Source organism: Gilvimarinus sp. 2_MG-2023 (assembly GCF_030547685.1).
Lineage (GTDB): Bacteria > Pseudomonadota > Gammaproteobacteria > Pseudomonadales > Cellvibrionaceae > Gilvimarinus.
In genome coordinates, this window is the sequence record NZ_JAUOQM010000021.1 from 1400 (window position 1) to 25728 (window position 24329).

The 24329-nt window shown below is 49.9% G+C and carries 21 protein-coding genes; 8 read left to right on the plus strand and 13 right to left on the minus strand.

Annotated features, from left to right (window positions below):
* On the plus strand, positions 1–143 hold a 143-nt coding region (locus Q4526_RS04505; RefSeq protein WP_303609545.1), incomplete at its 5' end, for a phosphoenolpyruvate carboxylase.
* A 78-nt stretch (positions 144–221) separates the two neighbouring features.
* Here the strand turns inward: Q4526_RS04505 and Q4526_RS04510 are convergent.
* A complete protein-coding gene (locus Q4526_RS04510; RefSeq protein ID WP_215975709.1) occupies positions 222–1385 on the minus strand; it encodes an AraC family transcriptional regulator in 1164 nt (387 codons plus the stop codon).
* Between the two features lie 341 nt (positions 1386–1726).
* Between Q4526_RS04510 and Q4526_RS04515 the strand changes: the two genes are divergently transcribed.
* On the plus strand, positions 1727–5485 hold the full coding sequence (locus Q4526_RS04515; RefSeq protein ID WP_215975710.1) for a glycoside hydrolase family 9 protein: 3759 nt from the start codon (positions 1727–1729) through the stop codon (positions 5483–5485).
* 300 nt (positions 5486–5785) lie between these two features.
* Positions 5786–6385, plus strand: a complete 600-nt coding sequence (locus Q4526_RS04520) for an exopolysaccharide biosynthesis protein (protein WP_215975711.1) — start codon at positions 5786–5788, stop codon at positions 6383–6385.
* Between the two features lie 78 nt (positions 6386–6463).
* On the opposite strand, the gene Q4526_RS04525 is transcribed toward Q4526_RS04520, so the two are convergent.
* From Q4526_RS04525 to Q4526_RS04535, 3 genes are all read right to left on the minus strand, one after another.
* Complete coding sequence (locus tag Q4526_RS04525; protein ID WP_215975712.1) at positions 6464–7195, minus strand: ABC transporter substrate-binding protein; 732 nt, start codon at positions 7193–7195, stop codon at positions 6464–6466.
* A gap of 268 nt (positions 7196–7463) precedes the next feature.
* Positions 7464–8447, minus strand: coding sequence for a hypothetical protein (locus Q4526_RS04530; RefSeq protein WP_303609534.1), 984 nt, complete (start codon positions 8445–8447; stop codon positions 7464–7466).
* 254 nt (positions 8448–8701) lie between these two features.
* Complete coding sequence (locus Q4526_RS04535) at positions 8702–9292, minus strand: GNAT family N-acetyltransferase (RefSeq protein ID WP_215975714.1); 591 nt, start codon at positions 9290–9292, stop codon at positions 8702–8704.
* Between the two features lie 114 nt (positions 9293–9406).
* Between Q4526_RS04535 and Q4526_RS04540 the strand changes: the two genes are divergently transcribed.
* Together Q4526_RS04540 and Q4526_RS04545 are read left to right on the plus strand one after the other, a co-directional pair.
* Positions 9407–11455, plus strand: a complete 2049-nt coding sequence (locus tag Q4526_RS04540) for a marine proteobacterial sortase target protein (protein ID WP_215975715.1) — start codon at positions 9407–9409, stop codon at positions 11453–11455.
* Positions 11445–12095 (plus strand): class GN sortase, encoded by a 651-nt coding sequence (locus tag Q4526_RS04545; protein WP_215975716.1) that lies wholly within the window; start codon positions 11445–11447, stop codon positions 12093–12095. Before Q4526_RS04540 ends, Q4526_RS04545 begins: the two co-directional genes overlap by 11 nt.
* A gap of 7 nt (positions 12096–12102) precedes the next feature.
* Here Q4526_RS04545 and Q4526_RS04550 read toward each other — a convergent pair whose 3' ends face one another.
* Positions 12103–12996: a transporter substrate-binding domain-containing protein gene (locus tag Q4526_RS04550; protein WP_215975717.1), complete on the minus strand. Its 894-nt coding sequence runs from the start codon at positions 12994–12996 to the stop codon at positions 12103–12105.
* A 189-nt stretch (positions 12997–13185) separates the two neighbouring features.
* On the opposite strand from Q4526_RS04550, the gene dauA reads away from it, so the two are divergent.
* Positions 13186–14928 (plus strand): C4-dicarboxylic acid transporter DauA, encoded by a 1743-nt coding sequence (gene dauA / locus Q4526_RS04555; protein ID WP_215975718.1) that lies wholly within the window; start codon positions 13186–13188, stop codon positions 14926–14928.
* 19 nt (positions 14929–14947) lie between these two features.
* On the opposite strand, the gene Q4526_RS04560 is transcribed toward dauA, so the two are convergent.
* Both Q4526_RS04560 and Q4526_RS04565 read right to left on the minus strand, forming a co-directional pair.
* Positions 14948–15901: a hypothetical protein gene (locus tag Q4526_RS04560; protein ID WP_215975719.1), complete on the minus strand. Its 954-nt coding sequence runs from the start codon at positions 15899–15901 to the stop codon at positions 14948–14950.
* A complete protein-coding gene (locus Q4526_RS04565) occupies positions 15898–16239 on the minus strand; it encodes a PadR family transcriptional regulator (protein WP_303604801.1) in 342 nt (113 codons plus the stop codon). The genes Q4526_RS04560 and Q4526_RS04565 overlap by 4 nt, the downstream gene beginning before the upstream one ends.
* 136 nt (positions 16240–16375) lie before the next feature.
* On the opposite strand from Q4526_RS04565, the gene Q4526_RS04570 reads away from it, so the two are divergent.
* A complete protein-coding gene (locus tag Q4526_RS04570; RefSeq protein WP_215975721.1) occupies positions 16376–16738 on the plus strand; it encodes a cytochrome b562 in 363 nt (120 codons plus the stop codon).
* Between the two features lie 24 nt (positions 16739–16762).
* Here the strand turns inward: Q4526_RS04570 and Q4526_RS04575 are convergent, their stop codons facing one another.
* From Q4526_RS04575 to Q4526_RS04600, 6 genes are all read right to left on the minus strand, one after another.
* Complete coding sequence (locus Q4526_RS04575) at positions 16763–17740, minus strand: ATP-binding cassette domain-containing protein (RefSeq protein ID WP_215975722.1); 978 nt, start codon at positions 17738–17740, stop codon at positions 16763–16765.
* Complete coding sequence (gene modB, locus Q4526_RS04580; protein WP_215975723.1) at positions 17727–18389, minus strand: molybdate ABC transporter permease subunit; 663 nt, start codon at positions 18387–18389, stop codon at positions 17727–17729. The genes Q4526_RS04575 and modB overlap by 14 nt, the downstream gene beginning before the upstream one ends.
* Positions 18386–19099 carry a molybdate ABC transporter substrate-binding protein gene (modA, locus tag Q4526_RS04585; protein ID WP_215975724.1) on the minus strand — a complete coding sequence of 238 codons (714 nt, stop codon included), beginning with the start codon at positions 19097–19099 and terminating at the stop codon, positions 18386–18388. The genes modB and modA overlap by 4 nt, the downstream gene beginning before the upstream one ends.
* 90 nt (positions 19100–19189) lie before the next feature.
* Positions 19190–20041 carry an ABC transporter ATP-binding protein gene (locus Q4526_RS04590; RefSeq protein WP_215975725.1) on the minus strand — a complete coding sequence of 284 codons (852 nt, stop codon included), beginning with the start codon at positions 20039–20041 and terminating at the stop codon, positions 19190–19192.
* A gap of 28 nt (positions 20042–20069) precedes the next feature.
* On the minus strand, positions 20070–21056 hold the full coding sequence (locus Q4526_RS04595; RefSeq protein ID WP_215975726.1) for an ABC transporter permease: 987 nt from the start codon (positions 21054–21056) through the stop codon (positions 20070–20072).
* 76 nt (positions 21057–21132) lie between these two features.
* On the minus strand, positions 21133–22428 hold the full coding sequence (locus tag Q4526_RS04600; RefSeq protein WP_303609546.1) for a CmpA/NrtA family ABC transporter substrate-binding protein: 1296 nt from the start codon (positions 22426–22428) through the stop codon (positions 21133–21135).
* Positions 22429–22985: 557 nt separating this feature from the next.
* Between Q4526_RS04600 and Q4526_RS04605 the strand changes: the two genes are divergently transcribed.
* Positions 22986–24125 (plus strand): hypothetical protein, encoded by a 1140-nt coding sequence (locus tag Q4526_RS04605; protein WP_215975728.1) that lies wholly within the window; start codon positions 22986–22988, stop codon positions 24123–24125.
* The last annotated feature ends 204 nt before the right edge of the window (positions 24126–24329 follow it).

A 24329-nucleotide genomic window follows, 5' to 3' on the forward strand; every position in this document is an offset into this window, starting at 1 on the left:
AACCTTACATAGACCCGCTCAACTACCTGCAGGCGGAGCTACTCAAGCGTTATCGCAGTGGCAAACCCTTTAGCGACGAGCTAGAGCGTGCATTGAAAGTGACCATGGCGGGTATTTCCGCGGGAATGCGTAATACCGGTTGACAGGGTCTGGTTTGACGAAGAAAGACACGGGGTGCTTGAAAGCGCTCCGTGTCTTTTGGGTTTATGAATGCAAAAAATCTAAATTTTCAATTGTTGCTTTCGATAATCCGTGGGGGTCATGCCCACTCGTTTTTTGAATAATGTGTTAAATGTTGCTTTGCTGTTAAAGCCTGAGTCGTAAAGAATATCGAGAATGCTTCTGTTTTTATGATCAGGGTCGGAAAGTAATGCTTGCGCTTTGTCTATGCGATAACTATTAATGAATTCATAAAAGTTTTTACCAAAGTGCCGATTGAATATAGCGGATAAGGTTTTGGTTGGAACGCCTACCATATTGGCTAATTCTTCAACGGTCAGAGCGTGATGTAAGTGGGGGGATTTTTTCTCCATCAGTTCCAGCAATCCTCGAACCTCTTTGTCGTTGAAAGTTACCTTTTCGGGCTCTTGTTTTTTTGCTTGGCTCTCATCCACAGTGCCAACCAGAGCCGAATGTCTTAAGCTAAAAAATATTAAGACACTAACCAATAAAAAAGTTAAATAATTGGCTGTTAGCCCCATGGTTCGAAAGTCGAACGAAAGTCCAAAATGAACGCTGCATAAAATCATAAGACTAACGATCACTGCGATAATTCTCAGCACTAAAAAACCATCGACTAAAAGGTTAAGCCAGCGAAAATCAATGCTCTGAATGTCAGAAAAATTCTGCCGAATATGTGAACGATAACGGCGAATTTCAATGACACACAAGACGCCAAAGATGACACGCAAAATCTCTCGGGCAAAGGTTACATAGTTCATGTATTTGGGCGCCACAGCAAGATCGTAACCTTGCTGAAGGGCAGTTTTTACATCGTCAGACAGGCTGTAATAAAACAGAATTTCATAGGCTAAGTACAGGAAAAAAGGCAGTAAATAAATATACTCGTAGAGCCTTGGGCGGTAGTTTTTGTACAGTGATGATCGTGTATACCATAGCAATAAGGGCCCTTCCAGCCAGTATGCAAAGCCAAACACGTAAAATAGATTGGGAGAAAATTCCAGTGCGACAAAGCGAAACTCTTCGCCAAAGTTAATTAAAATATCTAACGGAATGGCTGCATGTGATAGTAAAAAAAGCGCCAAAAATAGATTTCTGGGTAGATGGCCGCGACTAACCGCCAGGAGTAGCAGTGCGTAAAGTACACATTGATACGCGGTCATCAACAGCACTACATCGTGAGTGTTGAATAAAACTGAATCCATAGAATCTCATCTTATTTTTATAATCATTAGATTTTATCCATCGCTTTGAGAGGCGAGATGAAGTCTAGATTAGTAGCTATTGGTCGGTATACCAAGTTCTTTTATGCATTTAGGAGTAAAAATCTCCAGATGTTAACTAATGTGCCATCCTTTGCTGTGCCTTGCTTGTGGAGGTTCGAATTTTATCTGAACGTTCAAATTTTATCCTTTTTAATGTGTTGGACGCTTTTGGTTAGGTGTCGTGGTTAAGTGTCTCGCCTCTCGCGTGGCTCAATATGAAAATGCCGAGCTATCTGCGATGGAAACATTGTTAATAACAACGAAGAAATTTGGAGAGTCCTGTGGATATAATAAAGAAACGCTGTAAAGCGCGCCGGCATTTACTGGCTGCCGCTGTGGCTGGCACATTGAGTCTTGTGGGTGCAGCGAATGCATTTTCTCAAGTCAATATTTTAGAAAATTCAACGTTCGACGATAACGCATTTCCTTGGAAAAATAGTGCGGACTGGGGGGAGGCGACTTTAACCTCTTCAGTTGATAATGGTGAGTTATGCGTCAATATAATTGACTCGGGTTCAGTTGCATGGCATGTAACCTTGCGTCACGAGAACTTAAGCCTAAAAGCTGGCACTACCTACTCCTATGCTTATGATGTTAGAGCAACGCAATCAGCGTCGCTGAATTTTCAGGTTACTCATGAGTTGGGTGATTGGATTGGAATCGCTACCTCAGGCACGCAAAGTATTGGCACAACGGTTAGTCGAAAAACCGGAACTTTTACCCCCAACGCTGATTACGACGGGGCGTTTTTTGGCTTTCACATGGGGGGCAATTTAACCTCCGCAGGCACTGAAGTGTGCTTCGATAATATTGAATTATATTGTCCGGACTGTGAGCCGGAAGTGCCCGAAGTACCCGCCTCCTTGGTGCACGTGAATCAAGCAGGCTATCTGCCATCGCTTGAAAAAGTGGCCTCTTATGCTGTGCCTGGCACGGCAACTAATAAGGCTACGCCCAGAGCCTGGCGATTACTGCAAGGTTCACGTGAAGACGCGATCGCGGGTACCGCTACAGAAATTGCTGCCGGTTCTACGTCTGTGGTTGGTGAAGACAGTGCATCGGGCGACTATTTGCATACGGTGGATTTTTCGAGCGTTACAGCGACAGGCTCAGCGTTCGTGCTAGAAGTTCTGGAGGACGGTGAGCAGAATCTTAGCCCAATTTTTTCAATTCAAAGTGACGCCTATAGCGACTTAAAATACGATGCCTTGGCCTATTTTTATCATAACCGAGCGGGTAGTGCAGTCGATGCCAACTTAGTTGGTGCAGATTTGGCTCGTGCTGCAGGACATGAGTATGACAACAATTTATCAACTAAGGGTTGTCTCGACGGCAGTTTTGAATGTCGTGAAAATATTGATGCGAGTGGTGGATGGTACGATGCTGGCGACCACGGTAAGTATGTGGTGAATGGTGGTATCTCGGTTTGGACCATGTTAAATCAGTACGAGCGTTCGTTGCATTTAGGTGCCAATGCAGGTGAGTTTGCTGACGGCACTATGGCGATCCCCGAGTCTGGTAATGGTACGGCAGATATTCTTGACGAAGCTCGCTATGAAATCGAGTGGATGTTGAAAATGCAGATACCCGCTGGTTATGAAAATGCTGGCATGGTGTATCACAAGCTACACGATGACAGTTGGACGCCGAGTGCATTTAACCCAGCTAGTGCGACCCCCTCGATGAACCCGCGACACATTTGGGCCCCATCAACGGCAGCTACCTTAAATCTTGCCGCTGTGGGCGCGCAGTGCTATCGAGTCTTTAACACAATCGATCCAGTGTTGGCTGATGAGTGTTTAACCAAAGCTAAAAATGCGTATCAAGCCGCAAAGAGCTCCTCCTACATGCCCGCACCTTATACTAGCCCTGCCGGTGATGGTGGTGGCCAATATGAAGACTTGCCAGGAGATCGTAACGCTGCGAGTTCAAGTTATGTAGCGGATGAGCATTACTGGGCTGCGACAGAGCTTTATATCGCTGCCACATTAGATGCTGGCACCGATGCCAGTGTGTATGCTGCGGATATGCAAGCGGCTACGGATTATCACCTGCTGCTGCCCAGTGCTGACCCGCAAACCAGTATGACTTGGGCACATGTTTCTGGATTGGGGGTAATGTCACTGGCAACCGCTGGTGAGGCCGCCGGTGCAAATAGTAATTGGGTCAGTCAGGCACGCTTGGCAGTAACCAATCGCGCTAATGATTATGTAACGGCCAGTCAAAGTGAAGGTTATGGCGTTCCCTTTAATGTTGATACTGTGTATTGGGGATCTAACTCTAATGTGCTGAATAATGCAGTGGTTATGGGGCTTGCCCGGGATTTCACTGGCTGCTCCAATGATGAATACCTCCAAGCTATGAATCGGGCCATGGGTTACCTAATGGGACGTAACCCTATGGGAACTGCCTATGTCACAGGTTACGGTGAAAAGGCGGTACAGAACCCGCACCATCGTTACTGGGCTAATAGTTTGAACAGTAATTTTCCTGCTCCACCTTCAGGTGTATTGGTTGGTGGTCCGAATGCGGGCATGGACGATCCGATAGCGCAAGTATTACTCGATGGATGCGATCCGTTGAAGTGCTATGTGGATGAGTTGGAGGCCTACTCAACCAACGAAATCACGATTAATTGGAACACGCCTTTAGCGTGGGTTAGCTCTTACCTAGATGAAGCTGCTAGCGGTGTACTGCCTCAGGCGTGTGGAGGTTTAGTTGCCAAAGAAGAGACGTTAGAGATTGGTGAGGCGAGTGTAGGCACACTTGATTTGGCTGCTCTTAATAACGCCCTGCCAGGTGATCTGTTTGTTATTGTTGAGCCTCCTGAATTTGGTACAGCCAGTATTAATGCCAATGGCGTATTGACGTACAGTGTCGATGTGCAGAGTGGCGAGGATACCTTGGTTTACGAGTTGCACCGTGGAACAGAGGTGTCTGCTGGCGCGACTGTCACTATCACGGCAGAGACTTCACCTTTAAGTTGTACTTGGCAAGTCGTACAAGATGTCGACGCATATAACAGCCATTGGAATGCTGAGCTATTACTTGAAAACAATTCAGCTCAAGATGTTGATGGTTGGGAGTTAGCTGTAACTCTCGGTGCGGATAATGCATTGGGTAGTGAGTGGTATACGGTTCCAAGCTATGCCGTGACATCTGGCAATAGTACTTCGGGAAGTATCTGGTCGGTTGTAGATAGCGGCTGGAACGCATATATTCCCGCTGGTGGCAACATAACTTTAACTTTAGTAGGTTATGACCCAACATTAAAACACTGGGAATCTGGCTTTAATGGTTATACGTCCGCCGATATTCTTAGCGTTGGTGGTGATTGCGGCTCGCCAGCCGTTAAGACCGTCGATATTGTTGAGTTGGAAGGTGGTACAAATGGTTCGTTTACAGGTGATGATTATGTCGTGCTTAGTTGGTTTAATAATAGTGGAAAACCTTTACATTTGACTGATGAGCAAGGCAATCGATTGGAGCTAACCGAGCGTGGGGATGCGGTTAGAATTATTCCGCAAGGAAACTGGACCCGAATTGAAGCTCGAGTGTTCCAATTACGTGAATTAACATCCTTGGATATGTCGCCTGGCACACATACTTGGACAGTCGCTACTGATTCAGGTCTTCCTCAAGAAACCAGTAACCCGATCAGCATTACTATCTCTAACGAGGCGGTTCTAAGATGCAGTGTTGGCATCACAACACGTTACAGCGACGGGGATTGGATGGGTAGTTTTGAGTTGACGAATACTAGCGATCAACCTATCACCGATTGGAGCTTAGTATTAGAGTGGCCAAGCGATGATTATTTAAAAGCTCCTGCAAATATACAAAATTACTTTTCTAGCAGTGAGTATGAGGTCGTTCAAGAAGAAACATGGCTATACCGGATAGAGTCGAAGGACACAACGATTGCACCGGGAGCGACACTGACCAATGTGTACCGTGGTATTGTTTGGCCTGAAAGTGACTCTTGGGCAGTGTCTAATCCAACAGTTATTGCCGAACCAGGTGGGCTGCACTGTTACTAACACGAGTAATTAGAGTGGGGAAAATGACCTGCTCATATTGCTATTTAGTATCCTATAGCCAATGTTTGACATGCTGCCGCGCAGCACTATTGATCCACCGGGTTGGTATCCGGTAAACGAGGGGCAGCATTGGCTGCCCTTTTTTTGCAACGTTAAACAGTTTTAAATACGCTTGATTATCGGATAATAAGTGCAATTTCCAAAAAGCGTCGATGTGTGAGGTGCAGTGGGCAGTTTTTATGGCCTTAATTGATGTAACATTCTCTGCAGCGACATTTTTAGCGGCAGAGGTTTACATTGGTGGATGCCAAAACTGAGGTGGAAAATTTAGAGCAAGTTATGGATCGCGTTGTTAAAACAGCCGAAGGGCACAATGCGGTAACTCTCGATCTGATTCTCAGCGCCATTGGTCAGCGCTCCTACGGCCCGGTACTGCTACTGGTGGGGCTAATTGTGCTCGCCCCGCTCATCGGGGACATACCTGGCGTGCCAACACTCTGTGCCATCATTGTATTACTCTTTTCTGTACAATTAATGTTGCAGCGCGAACATTTTTGGTTGCCTAACTGGTTGCTGAACCGTTCCGTTAAAACCAGCAGCTTAATTAAAGCGGTTAAATTATCGCTTAAGCCCGCTCGCTTTGTTGATCGTTTAGTCAAGCCTCGGCTCACCTTTTTAATTCGTGGGTTTATACCCACCCGCTGTGTCGCTCTGTGCAGTATCTTTATCGCTCTAATGATGCCGTTAATGGAGTTTATTCCCTTTAGCGCCAACTTGGCCGGCGGGGTGCTCACCTGCTTTGGTCTGGCGCTAATCGCTCGCGATGGCGTGTTGGCAGTGCTGGCATTCTCACTGATGTTAGCCAGTGCGAGTTTGGTGTTTTATGGGATTTGGGGGTGAGCCTAAAGGGCTACAATAAGCCTTGATGTAGGTGTGGGGTGGTTGAGAGCTTACACAGAGCGTTAGGGCTGTATTTAACTATTGGCTTTTGTCGTGAAAGGTTTTAGCAAAGCTACCGTCCGACTTTAATTCTCGCAAAGTTTTGTCAATTAATTTTGCCAGTTGATGTCCCCGGTCAGTATCCTGATAGGCGATATAAACAGGCATTTGCGACAGCTGCTGCTCAGGATTGTATTGCATTTGATCCAACTGCCCGGTGTTTTTAAATGCTTGACGCCCCGAGTGCTCCTCCACAACAATGGCATCAACCCGGCCACGTACAAGCATTTTTACACTTTGTTCATCGCTACTGGATAATTCAAGCTTTAGGCTTTTATTGTTGAGTAAGGCGGGTGTATAAGGGTAGCCTCGGGTGATGCCAATACGCTTTCCTGCTAAGTCGCTCATACTGCTTAATAAGGGTGTTCCGCGCCGCGTGAAAACAAAATCTTCTTTCGTGTAAATGGTTTCTTGGCTTTTAATTACGCGGTGCTCTGGGGAAATCATACCCTCGAGCGCGGGTAGGAATATATCAATTTCCCCTTGAATGAAAAAACGAGTGGCTCGCTTGGCTGGAGTAACAATGATGTTTAGCTTGAGATCGGCATCTTGGGCAATGCGTTGCATCAGCTCAATAAACCTTCCTTTTTCTGGGCTCTCAACCATAAGGGGTATGGGGAAGGTGCCAACTTGAACCGGATCATCTTGGCCAAGGCACAAGGGGGCGCTTAAGCTGACGATGGTTAGCAATAGGCGGATGAGACGTGACATGTACCGTCCTTAGTGAAAAGTCTAGTAATGTTGCTGGTTGCAGAGCATACATTGAGTTTAGCAAATATATTTGTGTGTCGTCCTGGGTAGGTCAATGCCTGATTCATTCTGAATTCATGGGCGATATAAGAGAGGGGAGTGCAGTATCCTTGGCCACACTTTAATTTGCATGGCATTGATACGTGTGTACGCTATTTACAACGGCCAGTAAAAAGGGTTCCGTTAGACGGTAAGTACCTTTTTATGCGCGCCTATTAGTGCGCGTTTTTTAAAAGTTGCCTGCTATACCAAAAGGCATATTCAGGGTTGCGCCAAACCACCCGTGTTGATCGTCAGTAATCCCTAGGGCGATACCAAACTTGAACGATTGACGTTGCCAGGGATAAATATTAACTCGCAGTTTTAAATCCTCGGTGCCGTTGTAAATGGCCGACCACAATAGGTTACCATTGCGGTCGGCAAAAATACCTGCACTGGGTCTGGTGTTATACGCAAGTTCATCATTTTTATAATAAATACGCGTCATTGCCACACCGACGCCCCAAGAAATGGTTTGTCCATTGCTCAAGGTGTGTGATAAGCCTGCCATGTTATTCATGCCCATATACATAAATAACTCGGTGTTGTCACTGCTAAGCAGTTGTGGTCGAATCACGTAGCTAATACCGGCATTGCGCAATTTGTCAGTGCTGGGGTTGTACATGAGCTGGTGGGGCCAAATAGCGGGTTTGAGCCATTTCTCGATGGTTTTAGCACGCCCATCATCGGCAAATAACCACAAGCCCAGAGGGCGAAAAATATAAAAATCGGCGACCGGGTCATCCTCAGTGGTGGTCTTTTTCTCGACCGCTTCCTGAGCAAGTTCCGAAAGGATGGCGGTGCCCACGGCAGCCAGTTGAGGATAGGAATAATCTTTGGCGCGAAAGTACTCTAGGTCGCGACGGTAAACGAGACCCCCGCCAAACAGGTGCAGTGCGTAATTGGGCAGCATGGTGGGCCAATCACTGACGTATTCTGTATCGTAAGGCAAGACTTGGCGGTTGATAAACCGCCCCCAGCCCCCCTCGTTGTCGATTGAGCGACCCGGCTCCGATAAATTGTCAAATAGGGTTTGAAAGCGATCATCGAGGTTGTGCTGATCGAAATTGCGGGGCAATTGCAAGGTGTCGAAGGTGTAGTGCGAAAAGCTGTTAAGTGGTGTGTATAGTGCGTCTGAGCCTACAGCTGAAGGTTGATAATAGTCTGCCTGCACGGGCGACGCCATTAACAAGATTACTAAGCTTATTATCCACTCTTTGCCGAGTAAAAGTCGCTGCAGCTGTAGGCGTGAGATTCGGCGTGTAAACAAGCTAAATTCACCCAAGGTTTTGAATAGCGGGTTTTTATAGGTCGCTGGCATTGTTATAAGTTTGCTTGATGATCGAAGTGTTTCTGATCATAACAAGATTTTTGTTGTGAAGCGTTACCTGTTAGCGGTAGTGGAAAATGTCTATTAAGGCTTTTGTCTTAAGTTGGCGCAACATTCATTTTTTGCCAGTCATTTTTGTGTATTGTATAGCGAATATGATCCACCCACTCGCCGTATAAGTCTTCCGCTTGCAGTATTTTATGCCCTTGTCGAAAGCCCAGGCGTTGGGCTACAGCACGGCTTTTTTGGTTGCATTCGGCTGTATTTAAGTTCAATTGTTGCAATGACAATTGAGTGAAAGCGATATCCAAAAGTTGCCGAACACAAAGCGTCATAATGCCTTGTCCACAATGCTCTTCAGCGAGCCAATAACCTAAGTTGGCTCTTCCTCGAGTCGTTTCAATCGCATCGATCGAGCAGATACCAATAATGGCACGGTGCAGCTTAATCGCGAAGGTGTAGCTAGTGCCTGCTCGGCTCTCATTAATGGTCAGTGCAATAAACGCTCGGGTATCGCTCGGGCAAACTGCATCATCCAGCCAGGGTAGCCACTGGCGTAAATGCAATCGATTGGTTTCTATCTGTGCGAACAGCCCCGCCTCGTCTGCGGCTTGCAATAGGCAAAGTTGTAGTTCGTCCGATAGAACAACTGGGGTGTTTAGCTTAATGGCTAAGGTTGGGTTAGGCATATGCCATATTTAATCACAATTGATCACCGTTTTGCCCTTTCTCCTCCCTCGCGGTGCCGTTTTGTTCTGATTAACTGACAGGCACAGTTTGTTAATACGAGAAGGGGCAAAACAATGAGGGGATCACAATATTGGGTGTACACGTTACTTCTGTGGCTATTGGCATCTGCCGCGGTTGCTCAGGAGCCGCAAGCCGGTAAATTATTGGTTGAGTCGGGCCATGAGGCTCTGCACTTAGGCGCTGAGGTGGATGTTCGGATACAAGGCCTCCAGGCTGAAGTGTTAGTGAGTCAACGCTTTCAAAATACATCGCCCGAGTGGATCAATGCCACTTATGTTTACCCTCTGGCTGAGGACAGTGCGGTACATCATCTGACGATGCGTGTGGGTGAACGCGTTATTGAGGGCGAAATTAAAGAAAAAGCCGAAGCGCGAAAAATTTATCAACAAGCTAAAGCTCAGGGTAAAAAGGCCACTTTGTTAGAGCAACAGCGTCCCAACTTATTTCGACAGCAAATCGCCAATATTGGCCCTGGGGAAACGATCGAAGTTGAGATCGGTTATAGCCAACAGGTTATTTACGACATGGGTGAATTTCGCCTGCGCCTACCCATGACACTTACCCCGCGCTATATACCGGGGGTAAGTCGCAGGGAGCTTCTACCACAAAAAGTCTTGGCGGCTGAAGGTAGTGGCTGGTCACTGGCAACCGATCAAGTGCTCGATGCCCCCATGATTACCCCGCCGCAGCAGACAGTTCAGCCAGGCCGTTTACTTAACCCTGTGGCTATTAATGTGCAGCTTAATGCCGGGGTAGATTTAGCGCGCGTAAGCAGCGCCAGCCATGCGCTAAAGGTCTCTCGCCCGAACGGTTCGGCCGCGGGGGTGAGGCAAGTACAATTTGCCCATGGACAGGTGAGCATGGATCGAGATTTCGAGTTAAGCTGGCTGCCGGTGGCGCAACAGGCACCAGTGGCGGCGCAGTTTGTAGACCAGTGGCAAGGTGATCGCTACGCTCAGATTATGCTGATGCCGCCGCAGAAAATGAGCGCCGAGCAAGTACTACCGCGCGAACTATTGCTGATAATTGATACCTCGGGTTCCATGGCGGGTCAATCTATTGAGCAAGCGCGTGCCAGCGCGCTACAAGCCCTCGATCAGTTAACCCCGGGTGATCGCTTTAACGTAATTTTGTTTGCTGGCGAGACACGTACACTTTTTCCGCATGCTGTGGCGGCACAACCGAATAATGTAAATCGGGCGGCCGATGCGATTCGGGCCATGCGGGCAGAGGGCGGTACCGAAATGCACGATGCGCTCGCGCGCGCTTTTGAGCACGAGCCTTTAGCATCCCATTTACAGCAAGTTGTGTTTGTCACCGATGGCAGTGTGGGCAATGAATCGGCTTTGTTAAAGCTTATTCATCGGCACCTAGGTGATGCGCGATTGTTTACAGTTGCTATTGGCAGTGCTCCTAATCGTTATTTTATGCGCCGCGCCGCCGAATACGGACGCGGTACGTTTACCGAAATTACCAGTACCGAACAAGTGCAAGCGCGTATGGCGCAGTTGTTGGAGAAATTGCGTAAGCCCGTGGTTACCAATATATCCATTGATTGGCCGCAACCGGTGGAAGCGTTTCCGCGCAAGGTGCCAGATTTGTACTGGGGGGAGCCTCTATTGGTCACGGTTAAGATGAGCCCCTGGCCCGGTCGTTCCGATCAGCGCATCATTATTCGCGGCGATAGCGCCGGCAGCCCATGGCAGCGCGAACTGCGTTTACCGGAGCCTGGCAATGAGTCCGATGCGAGTAAAACACCGGTATTAGCACAGCGTTTTGGTCGCGAAAAAATTGCCTTTTTAGAGGATGAAGCAATTCGCCAGGCAGAGGATGCGCGCGTGAAAGTGTTGCCGGTTGCCTTGCGGTATCAATTAATGTCGCGCTTTACCAGTTTGGTGGCCGTCGACAAGACGCCCTCTAAACCCGAGGTGCTGACAGCTAAAGAGCGGTCGGTGGCCAATGCCATGCCAGTGGGTTCACAAATGCAGGCGGTGGGTTATCCGCAAACGGCAACCAATTTATATTGGCATTGGTTAATAGGAGCATTTGCGGCCTTGGGGTTGTGGCGAATTCAGCGTCCGGGGGTGAACTGTGAATCGTAAATCAGAGCGCAACGCATTGGCACTGTCACACCCCGGGCGTTTGGTAATCTCGGCTATTTTATTGCTGGTGTTGCTCTATCAATGGGGCAGTGCGCTGGGTATTGAAGCCAAGGCGCATTTGGCGCAAATACTCATAGAGCGCGCCTGGCAGCAAAAGCTTGAGGCGCCGGATGTGGCTGCTCGCCCTTGGCCCTGGGCCGATACCGAGCCGGCTGGGCGTTTACAATGGTTGGATGGCGAGGGACGGGTGCGCAAAGATCTGTTTGTGTTGTCCGGCACTCACGGTGAGGCGTTAGCTTTTGGCCCTGGGTTAATGGCCGGTGTAGTGGCCGGGGCTCGAGTGGTCGGTGGCCATCGGGATACCCATTTTGCCTTTTTGCGGGATTTGCGTGATGGCGATCAGTTGCGGTGGCAGAGTGAAAGTGGCCGCTGGCAACACTATGTCATCAGCAAACGCAGTATTGCCGATGCGCGCAATAATCATTTGTGGATTGATCCGTCTGCGAACGCTATTTGGTTGGTAACATGCTATCCATTTGAAGCCTTGCAGGCGGGCGGGCCATTGCGTTATGTGGTGAGGGCCGATCCACTGCCGGCTTACCCAGTGGAGCGAGCGTCATTGGCGGGGGTTCAGTGGTAGTTTTAACTTAGCGCTGCGTAGCCAGCAAGGGTTGGATCAACTCCGGTATTTGTGTGGGTGTTGGGTGATTGAGCACAATGATGTGATCCTTTTTTTGTTGAATAAGTGCTAGCGCCTCACCAAAATGTTTTTCCAGTAAGCGCGCCAAGGTGCCGTCGCGTTCTACTATAGCGAGCCCCTCGGCCACTCGGCGGGCGAGCTCGGGGTGCTGGCCACTCACTTGATATACCATGGCATGGGGGTAGTAAATAATAGTCTCTTCGACAATAGTAAGTTGTTCTTGTAGGTGGCTGGCTGCGAGCTCGGCGGCGGCTTCAGCGACGCCAAACAAAACCATATCAAAGCGGCTGTAGGTCAGCATGTTGAGCAGGTTTTCGTAACGGCCGTTATCGTTTACGGTAAAACCGTTATGGCGCAAAATATCGACATCGGCCCAGCTGTGTCCTTGACCGATTACCCAGCTGCGCAGGTCCGACTGTTGTACGGCCTGCTGAAAACGGCTGGCATCCTCTTGGCGAATAAGCACCGTGCGATAACCTAATAGCCCTTTCATAATAGGAGTGGGAATGGGGATGATATTTTGAGTACGAGTGTACTTATCTTGCCGTAAACCCGAGACATAAATATTTGCCAGTATGCCGTCGGCCACCGTCTGTCGGCCTCTTTCCGCACCTAAGTTTTGGGTGTTCATTTGCAAGTTAAAGGCGGGGTAGTGGGACGAGGTTTTTAGCAGAATTTGTTCAAGCAGGTCGTGTTCGTAAAGGCTGCGGCCGCTTTTGCCCCCCCATAGGGTGACTTGCATGACGGTCGTGTCGGCGGCGTTATCTTGCCCGGCAGCTTCAACGTGTGTCAGCGCCAAATTCGCGGTCAGAAAAAATAATACGCAGTGCTTAAATCCCATGGCTTGCCTGTCAGGTAAAGAGACGAACTGCTTGAATTGGGCTTGTCTGCATTGTAGCACGTGTGCTTTACACTACAATTTGAGTTGGTGTCGAGCTAGCGCCTTTGCTTAAACGCCGTCAACATTAAAATCTAAGGCTACAGTGTATAATGAAAAGTCTGTTTCACCTCTGCGAAAAAGGATGCTCGAATGCCCGCCCGCCGACAGCTTGAAGGCCTACAGTTCGCCTACGCCCTGCGCGATAGTCTAGGTCGTGAAGGTTATAATGGCAGCAAGTTACGCGGCGACTTATTGGCCGGATTAACCGTCGGTATTTCGGCTATTCCGCTGTCCATGGCTTTGGCCATTGCCATCGGGCTTCCCCCGGAACACGGCCTGTACACCTCGTTGGTGGCAGGGCTTATTATGGCGCTGTTGGGAGGGTCGCGTTACAGCGTATCGGGCCCTACGGCGGCTTTTGTAGTGATATTGCAACCCATTGTGTTGCAGTACGGGTTATCCGGATTATTGTTAACGACGTTAATGTCGGCCTGTATTGCCCTGTTAATGGCCGTGGCGCAATTTGGGCGGGTGGTGACCTACATTCCCAATACCGTCACCTTTGGTTTTACCTTAGGTATCGCCGTCATTATTGCCACCTTGCAGGTGCCGGACCTTCTGGGGCTGGAGTTAGACGGCACCTTGCCAGAGTTTTATTTTGCCAAGGTGTGGGTCATTGTGGTGGCGGCATTGAGTTCAGCGCACTGGCCCACCTTGCTGATTACCGTCATCTCCTTTGCGGTGATGCTGGCTTGGCCGCGCCTGAAATTACCGATACCGGCCCACTTGGTGACGATTGTCGTGGCCACAGCGGCGGCGTTTGCACTGGCGGCTATCGATGCACCGGTGGCAACCATTGCCAGTAATTTCGAATACACCGCACAAGATGGCCATACCGGTGAGGGTATTCCCAATTTTTTACCCGCTTTCGGGCTGCCTTGGCAAAATGTTCCGGGTGAGCCTTGGTCGTGGAGTTTAGTCAGCACTTTATTGCCGCAAGCATTAACGATTGCTTTGCTAGGTGCTATTGAAGCGCTACTGTGCGCGGTGATGTTAGAGCGTATGAGCGGCTCGCGTTACTACGCTAACGCCGAGTTGTTTGGCCATGGCTTGGGCAACCTGGTGGCGCCATTCTTCGGCGGTTTTAGTGCGGCGCCCGAGCTGGCTCGCTCCACCACCAACTTTCGCGCGGGTGCTCGCACACCTATAGCCGCGCTTATTCACTCAGGGGTCATCGCGGCCAGTTTAATGTGGCTGGCACCCTACCTTAAGCACTTGCCCATGGCTTGTATGGCGACGCTGGTGATTATTGTGGCCTGGCGGATGTGCCACGGCCGGCAAATAGTCTCCACGATTCGAACGGCACCGGTGGCCGATGTGTTGGTGTTTTTTGTGTGCTTCTCCCTGACGTTAATGGTGGATATGGTGGTGGCCATTGGCAGTGCGGTAGTGATCGCTGCTTTTTTGTTTATGCGCGATATCGCCGAAATGACGAAAGTGCGCGATATTACTAAGTTGCTTAAACATGTGCCCCGGCCATTGCCGGAGGGCTGGCGAGTGGTGAAGATTTCCGGCCCGCTGTTTTTTGCCGCCGCGGATAAAATATTTGCCGAGCTCGATGTGCTGGCCGAAGATCAAGCGGGGCTGGTGATGCATATGGACGGTGTGCCGCTGCTGGATGCCGGTGGCTTGGATGGTCTAACCAGCTTTATTAAGCGCTGCAAAAAGAATGGTGTAGAACTTATTTTGTCCGATATTCAGTTTCAGCCTTTGCGGGCGATGGTGAAGGCCGAAATTAGACCGGAAAATGGTAACTTTGCCGTGTTTCCGACCCTGGCCGACGCGCTCGATGCTGTGCTGGATAAATCCCCCGAGGCGCCGCCGGCCTGTTAGGTAGAAATAACTCTCACCGTCACCCCCGTGTGAAGGCTTTGAGAACTCCCCACTTTCTCACTGTATCCACTATGGCGTATACGCCATAACCGATTAAGGCGATACGGAAACTGTTGCTGGATGCCGCCCAATGGTTGGCGTTTTCTTCGGCCCCTATTATGAGCGTTATCGGATTGTCCCACTGGCTGATTAAGAAAAGTAACATTAAAGTGGGTAGGTGTAATGCCAATTCAGCGTAGACTTTCGGGCGGGTCCAGTAGGGTGTGATTAATTTGCTGAGCGCCAGAGCAAGGCTGGCAATCAGTACGGCGGTAATCCACGGTAGCAGGGTTGCCCACTCACTGGAGAATATGAGATCAATGCTGGGTTCGCCCAAGCTTTGGGGGATTGTTTTGTTGACCCATGCGGTTACGTAAATGAGCACTACCACCTCAATGGCCGAGCCGGTACGGCTGATGTACTTTCCTCGTTCTGGCACTAAGGGCAGTGAGTCCGCTTGCCAGCGCTGCAGTAAATTGGCTTTTTTAATTGATTCTGCGAATAGATAAAAGAGTAATGTTAACCAGGCAAATCCATAAAGGCTGGTATTCAATATGCTCCACAGCAGTTGCGGTAACAATTGCCAAAAGTTTGGGTCGGGTGCTTGCGCAGCTCTAATCGCACTAAAACTCAATTGAACCACGGCGATGAGCATCACCAGACCTTGCAGTAACTGCCTGTATAAAGGAAATAAGCTTTCGCTGATCAAGCTAGGTCGGGGTAGAAAGTTGGCCGCAACTAATAACGGGTGTCCCCGCTCTTGCAATAGTTGTTTGACCTCGTCGTCGTTTAGTTCCCGCCCCAATGTTTCACTGCGGTAATCACACTCGTCGATAAGATCGCTGAGCAGTTCGTCGGCGACATCATTGCGCACTTGTGCTGGCAGGTGAGATTTTACTGCGTATGCGTATCGGTTTAACCATGGGTTGATCATTGTGCACCCTCCGTTAAGTTTGTTAGCGCTTGATTTAATTGTTGCCACTCGCGCGCCATTACCTCGCGCGCTTGTTCACCTAATGTCGAAAGTTGGTAGACCCGTCTTTTCCGCCCCTCTTGCACCTGCCAGTCGCTGGTTAATAGCTCTTGGCTCTCTAGGCGTCGCAGCAGTGGATACAAAGTACCCTCATCGACTGTGAGGCCGTTTTGCTCCATATGCCGCCGCAGGGAGTAGCCATAGTGCGGGGTCACCACAGCCTCCAGAACCGCCATAACCAAAAGGCCCCGACGCAGCTCCATGGTTAATTTATTGAACTTGGCGTGGTTGTCTGACACGGTGCACCTCATACTGTGTGATATACAGTATATACTATGTGTCACACAGTATGTGTTGTCAAGTCATCCGCAAAATCAGGTGTTGTGTAATAAAATTGCGGTAAGATAGAGAAACTGTGATTGCTGGAGTTAAACCATGAAAAAATTACTGTCCGTATTAGCGTTATCCCTCTTGGCCGTGGCTTGCTCTAAGCCAGACCCACTGCATGAGTCCATGGAGTCGATGGGTGATTCATTTAAAGCCATGCGCGAGTCTAATGACTTGGCGCAAATGCAATCCGATTGGGATGCGTTTAAAGAGGCGCGCAGTGTCGCTGCCGCGCAAACCATGGGCCCTGAAGAGCAAAAAGATTTTGAGCAGGGCATGCAGAGACTGGCAAAATTAAGTAAGGTGGTGGACGCCGCGTTTGCCAGTGGTGATGTCGAGGCGGTAAAGGCGAGCCTTCAAAAATTGGGTAAGGTCCGCAAGAAGTATCACGACAAACTCAAGGTCGATTAATCGGCCCGAGAGATACCCCGCAGGCTAAGCTTGCGGGGATTTCACCGCATGAGCTTTAAATTGAGCAAACACCCCGAGCCCTGGGGTGAGGTCTAATGCTCGAACGGCCCGGTGAGTGATGAGCGAATACAGGCGCAGCTCGCCCCAGTGCAAAGTGAGCAGAGCGCTGGTTTTATCGAGCGCCGTTATTTTGCCTATCTCGACTTGCAGAGTATTGGCGATACTGGAGGGGCCCGGGTGCCGGCGAGCAATGGAAACCTCGTGGGCGTCAATGCTCACTCGGTTAATCGTTGTGGGCAATGGGCCTGTTTCGATTGCGTGGCCGGCTGCCATCCATTGCCTGCGGTCCTGGCACCACTGGACTGGCCAGAGCGCCGCTGCCTGGACCGGCGATTGCTCGGTGAGTTCGTGCTGGGCGCGGTTGATGTCGAGTGTTTGTCGGCTTTGCCATTGGTAGCAAAAATCGCAACTGGCGGCGAGATCGCGCCATTGGTGGCTGACGAGCAAAGCGCTGAGATTGCGCTGGTCGGCTGCCCGGCGCAGCGCCATTAATATTTCGCTGGCGGCCTGTTGATCCAACGCCGATACCGGCTCGTCCAGTATTAACAGTTTGTCGGCACACAAGAGCGCCGCGAGCAGAGCGACGCGCTGGCGCTCCCCGCCCGATAGTATTGCGGTCGGTTTTTCCAGAAGCGGTAACACCTGAAACTCGGCGGCAAGCGCTAACCAGTTTTCGCTTTTGTGGCGCTCGGCCAGTGCGCGCAGTTGTTGTTCCACTCGTTGATTGGGCCACAGCGGTGCTCCCTGCGCGGCCCAGCCGATGCCTCGCAAAGCCTGCGGGCGCTCTAGAAGATTGTTGTACTCCAGCTGAAGTTGGCCGCTCTGGCCCGACACGATTTGTTTCAGCAATTGAGTTTTACCACAACCGGAAGGACCGCTGATGCCCACCCAGGCGCCCCGGGGCCAGCGGATTTGATGCGCGCCGAGCTTAAGCTCCCACATGAAAGCCTCCCCGGCCTCGCTGCCAGCGATATAACATAAACAAAATAACCCAAGAAACAACCACCAACCCACCGGCTAAGCGGTGGGCGTTGGCATACTGCAGCGACTCTACCTCGTCGTAGAGCAAAACTGATAACACTTGGGTTTCACCGGGAATATTGCCACCAATCATTAAGATTACGCCGAACTCGCCCACGGTATGAGCAAACCCCAGCGCGGCGGCGGCGACAAACGCATAGCCACAGCAGGGCAGGATAATGTGTCGGAAGACGGCAAAACGGTTAAGCCCCTGAGACTGCCCAAGTTGAATCAGTTGCGGGTCCAGCTGGCGAAAGCTTGCGGTTAAAGGCTGCGCCACAAACGGTAAAGAGTAAACACAAGAGCCGATGACCAGGCCGGTAAAGCTAAACGCCAAACCGCGGTCAAAAAACTGGCCGAATAAACCCTCGGGGCTTAATAACAGTAATAAATAAAAACCCATCACGGTCGGCGGCAATATCAGCGGCAGGGCAATGGCGGCCTCAACGCAGTTGCGCAGCCAGCCCGACTGCCCTCGGGCCAACCACCAGGCTAGGGGGGTGCACAAGAGCGTTAACGCCACCGTTGTGACGCCGGCGAGTTTAACGGTAATGATAATGGCGTCGATCATGGCTGGGCCGCTTTGCTAGGCGGCGATGTATAGCCATTGTTACGGATAATCGTCTGCGCCGGTTCGCTCAGTAAAAACTGCATAAAGGCCTGGGTTGTATCGGAGGTGCTCAGCAACACGCCGGCTTGTGGCAGTGACGGGCTAGCATCGATGGGGTGCCAGTGCAGTTGAGGGGCAATATGGGCAAAGCTGGCGGCTACCAGCCCACAGGTGACATTGCCAGTTACAACAGTGTGTAGAGCACCGGCGACGGATGTTGACTGGACAGGCTGAGCTTGGATGGAGAATTGTTGCAACCACATTCGGGCGGCGCGACCATAAGGTGCGGTTTTGGTATTGGCAACGGCTAGACGGGGGCTGGTTTTAAGTGCCTCGGTGGCCGATGCAAAAGGTCGGTGGCATGCGAGCATCAACTGGCCCTCGGCATAAATAAAAGGCTCGGCAGTATCGAGCTTTTGAAATATACGCTGAGGGTAATCCATATCGGCAGAAAGAAAGACATCAAAAGGCGCGCCGGAGAGTATCTGCTGGGTAAAGACTCCGGAGGCGCCACCGGAAATAACCAGCGGATAAGGCGATTGCGACTGCCACAGTGGGCGCAGAGCCTCAAGGGTAGGCTTAAAGTTACTGGCTACCGCCACTTTTATACTGGTTGCGGCAAACGTGTTGGCGCTGGCCAGGATGAGATAGCTCAATAAAAAAAAGCGCACAATAGCTCCTTGGTTTGGGCGCGGGGTATTCGCCTGAAACAAGCTTGCTGTCAATCAGCGAGAACGCTATTGTGCCATAAATACCGCGGCTTAGGCCGCGTTATGATTGGTGCTTTTGGCCTTTGGCGGGGCGCTGCGCCGCGCGGTGAGCGGCTCAACCTTTTTTTGTTTTTCATACAAAAAGCGCAGTACCGAGCTGCGGTATTGGTTGTAGTGGGTGTCGTCCGCCAGAGCCAGTCGATCTCGGGGACGGGGCAAGTCGATATCAAGAATTTCACCAATGGTCGCTTCCGGGCCGTTTGTCATCATGACAATGCGGTCGGATAGCAGTACTGCCTCGTCTACATCGTGGGTAATCATAATTACGGTGTTGCCCAGTTCTGCTTGTATATCCATTAGTGAGTCTTGCAGATGGGCGCGGGTTAACGCATCGAGCGCACCAAAAGGCTCGTCCATTAATAATACCTGAGGTTCCATAGCCAGAGCGCGGGCAATGCCCACACGCTGCTTCATGCCACCGGAGATTTCATCGGGTTTTTTATGCATGGCATGGCTCATTTGCACCAACTCTAGGTTGTGTTCAATCCATTCACGCATTTCGGTCCGAGTTTTTTTTCGGCCGAATACGCGTTTAACCGCGAGCTCCACATTTTGGTAGGCGGTGAGCCAGGGCAGTAGGGAATGATTTTGAAATACGACCGCTCGCTCAGGGCCGGGTTCATTCACTTCGCGACCGTTAAGTACCACGCCGCCGGTAGTGGCTTGATATAACCCGGCAACAATGTTGAGTACAGTGGATTTGCCGCATCCGGAGTGGCCGATAAGCGAGACAAATTCACCTTCGCGAATTCTCAAGTCAACATTGTTAAGTGCACAAAAAGGCCCTTTGGGGGTGGGAAAGCTAATGCCAACCTGGCTGAGTTCTAAATGCGTATTGCTCATAATTTTCTCCTCATCATTCGGTGATCTGTTAGCGCACAACGGCTGTTTTGTCCCAATTGACCCAGCTTTGAATAAATAGCAAGGCGCGATCTAGCAGAAATCCGATAAAGCCGATCATCAATACCGCCACACAAATGCGGCCCAGTGAGTTGGATGAACCGTTTTGGAACTCGTCCCAAACAAATTTTCCGAGCCCTGGGTTTTGTGCCAACATTTCCGCGGCAATTAAAACCATCCAGGCGATACCCAGTGATAGGCGAAGGCCGGTAAACATCATAGGAATGGAGGAGGGCAACACGATGGTTTTGATGTGTGTTAACCACCCCAATCGCAAAACCCGACTAACGTTTTGTAAATCCTGATTAATACTGGCAACACCCACGGCGGTATTGATCATTGTGGGCCATAAGCAGCACAGGGTGACCGTGACAACCGAGGTAATAAACGATTTGGCCAGCACAGGGTCTTCTGAAACGTAAACCGCACTCACCACCATGGTAACCAAAGGCAGCCACGCCAATGGCGAAACTGGCTTGAAGATCTGAATGATCGGGTTAAGCGCCCGATAAACCGTATTACTTAAGCCGATAAAGATACCCAGCGGAATCGCAATCATCGTGGCCAGAAAAAAACCGGTCATTACGGTAATTAAGCTGGTAACAATTTGGTCAAAGAATGTAGGGCGGCGGTTAAAGTCACGCCAACGAACCTCAGCACTTGGATTCTGTTCCAACTTTTTGGCATTGCGTTGTTCTTGCCTTTCGTAAAAGGCCGCTTCGCGCTCATTCTCACTGATGTGTTCGGTGCGTAAGTTTTGCCATTGCTCATGAACCTCGGCAGGTCCTGGGAATTGCCCTAACGATGTATCCACTTGTTTGGCACCGATATGCCAGACGCCGATAAACAGCACTAGCCCGATCATGGGCGTTAATACGGCCTTAGCTAAGGCTTGCCACTGCTCCGGGCCAAAGCTCGCTCGTTGCCACTTTTGTTTGATCAATATAGAGGGGTTCATGCTTATTTCCTCGTAGATAAAACGGCGCCACAGGGTGGCGCCATGCTCAAAGCGTAAATTGAGCGTCAATAAAAAATTAAAGAGAGTCGGTCGCTTTTAAACCGATGTCGAGCGCTTCCAGGTACTCGGTGGGTTTGCTGCCGTCGTAGGTAATGCCGTCGATAAAGTCTGGCTGTGGACCTTTAAAACCGGTCTCGCTCGCAAAGTCCGGGAATTGCTCCGCACTGATTTCGCCCTCTTTAATGAGCGACTGAGCGGCTTGTTGATAAAGGTCAGGGCGATAGACTTTTTGGGCGGTGTCGAAGTACCAGTTGTCGTCTTTATGCTCGGCAATTTGACCCCAGCGACGCATTTGGGTGAGATACCAAATCGCATCAGAGTAATAAGGGTAGGTGGCGTTGTAGCGGAAGAATACATTGAAATCGGGCACGGAGCGTTTATCGCCTTTTTCGTATTCAAAAGTACCGGTCATAGAATTGGCAATTACTTCCGCATCTGCCCCGACATAGTAAGGTTTAGACAGAATTTTTACCGCCTCTGGACGGTTGGCGTTGTTGTTCTCATCCAGCCACTTGGCCGCACGGATTAACGCTTTGGTCAGCCTGATTGTGGTGTTGGGGTATTTCTCGGCAAAGTCAGCGGTAATGCCAAATACTTTTTCCGGATTGTTTTTCCAGATCTCATAGTCGGTGATAACCGGAACGCCAATACCTTTAAAAACAGCTTGCTGGTTCCACGGCTCGCCCACGCAATAGCCGTAAATAGTTCCGGCTTCCATGGTGGAAGGCATCTGTGGTGGAGGTGTCACACTGAGCAAGGCATCCGCTTGTAATTGACCAGAAGTATCCCCTTTGTGTGGGGCGTAAAACCCAGGATGAATACCGCCGGCCGCTAACCAGTAGCGCAATTCATAATTGTGAGTGGATACGGGAAAAACCATTCCCAAATTAAACGACTTGCCCTCCTGTTGGTATTTTTCTACCACCGGCTTTAGCGCATCGGCCTTAATTGGGTGGACGGGTTTGCCGTCAGCTTGTTTGGGGATATGTGGTTTCATCTGCTCCCATATGGTATTGGAAACGGTTATGCCGTTGCCGTTTAAATCCATTGAGAAGGGGGTAATGATATGAGCTTTGGTGCCATAGCCAATGGTTGCCGCTAAGGGTTGTCCCGCCAGCATATGGGCGCCGTCAAGCTCGCCAGTGATGACTCGATCCAACAACACTTTCCAGTTTGCTTGCGCTTCCAGTTCAACAAAAAGCCCTTCGTCCTCAAAGTATCCGTTCTCTAACGCGATTGCTAATGGCGCCATATCGGTCAGTTTAATAAAGCCGAACTTAAGGTCTTCCTTTTCTGGCTCTCCCAGTGCCATGGCATGCACAGAGGCAGATAAAACTGCGACGCTAAGAATGATGTTTTTCAAAGGTGTAAGCCAGTGCCCTATGCTTTTTAAATATGTCTTTTTTACCAGTCGATTTTCCATCGTTAATCTCCTAATTCCCAAGGGTGTTTAATTTAATTCGTTACTAGCACGGCAACGGTAGCGCTTAATGCTCCGTTACTTTTTAAGTTGTTTGTATCGGCCTCGCGCTAAAGAATTTGTCGTTTATTTTGAAAAACGTTTCATCAAAGTTCAGGTCGATAGTTTCAAAGGCCGTGCCAAAACTGGAATTGCCCAAAACCGTGCAGTGTTGACGTTTAATGACATAGGGTTTAGGGCGTAATACACTCTTATGCACACTTGTGGCTCATAGAAAAAATTGCGATGCATAAAAAAGTATCCTTGTTGTGCATTTTTTTGTGGTGGTTTTGGTGGTGTGTTGGTGCAATTGGTGTGCACGGGGGTGCATTACGGTGCGCAAAGTGAGGGGTTTCCAAAGCAATTTGCCGTCAACGGCTATACTTCAAAGAAGTCATGGAGGTTGGGCAATGAAGGAAAAACAACTGCAGCGCTTAGTTAGTTTGACGGGAAGGCTCTTGATTGGTCCGCTGATAGCCTTGGCTATTGCCGGATGCACCAGTGCGGGGTCACGGATTTCTGCCAACCTGGCCCCGGCGCCGCAACCGCTTATTGATACGGCCCTTTCTGGGCAAGCCTTAGGCGTTGATGTGCAAGCGGTTTCTGTTGAGGCTGAGGAGCCCTTATTAGAGCTCACGCCGGCGATGCAGCGTTTTGCGGAGCGAAGTGTGGCCGGAAGTAGGTTTCAAGACCAAAAAGTGGAGGCTCTGCATAAGGCGCTGCTGCTGCCGGAATCTGCCGGTGGCATGGGTATTCGTTATCAAAGTTCCGCGACCCATAGCCCTAGGGACTCTTTTCGCCTGCGCGAAGCCAACTGTTTGAGCTTTTCGCTTCTGTTTGCTAGCTTGGCCCGACATGTCGGTTTAGATGCGAAGATAAATGATGTCACCATTCCACCAGCCTGGAATCTGTCGAATGACAGGGTTCAACTGATACGCCATGTAAACACTCGTGTGGACCTGAAGTTTAATCGTGACGACATGATTGTCGATCTGGATATGGAGAGCTATCGCAGCTACTACCCTCAAAGAACGATTGACGACAATATCGCGGTCGCTCAGTTTTACAATAATCGGGCGATGGTATTGCCAGCGCGCCGCGAAACCTTGGCAAAGCGTTTTGTCTATTTGAGACGAGCATTAACGCTCGCACCTAAACAAAGCTATCTGTGGAATAATTTGGCGGCTTTGTACTCGAGTGAAGGACATACTGAACTGGCCGAAGCGCTCTACCTAAGAGCTTTGGAGCTCAATGCCGAGGATCTTACCGCCATCATGAACTTAAGCCAGCTTTATTTGTATGCAGGGCAACTCTCACAGCACCGCCACTTGTCGGATCTTGCCAATCTGTATCGGGATAGAAACCCTTATTATCAGTACCTAATTGCCTCCGAGCTGTTTGAGGATGAGTCCTATGAACAGGCGGCGCTTAAAATTGAAGCTGCGATTCGGAGTCAGCCCAATGAAAAGCGTTTTTACCGATTGGCCGCGGATATTTACCAAAACCTGGGAGATGAAGACAAACACCGCCAGGCGATTAGTCAGTTGTAGCCAATATTTTGCTTAATAGGTCACCCCCCGTGTAACAGAGCAAAGAATGGTTCAGGCATTGTTTGAGCGGGAAGTGCCGTTTGGTCATGACCGAGGAGCAAACGCAACGACAGCATCTAAACATGCGGAGGCGTTAATAAAGGTACTTGTGAATAATATGGTGGCGCGGCGCAAAGGCTCGGATCATCCCCCGCTCTGGATGGC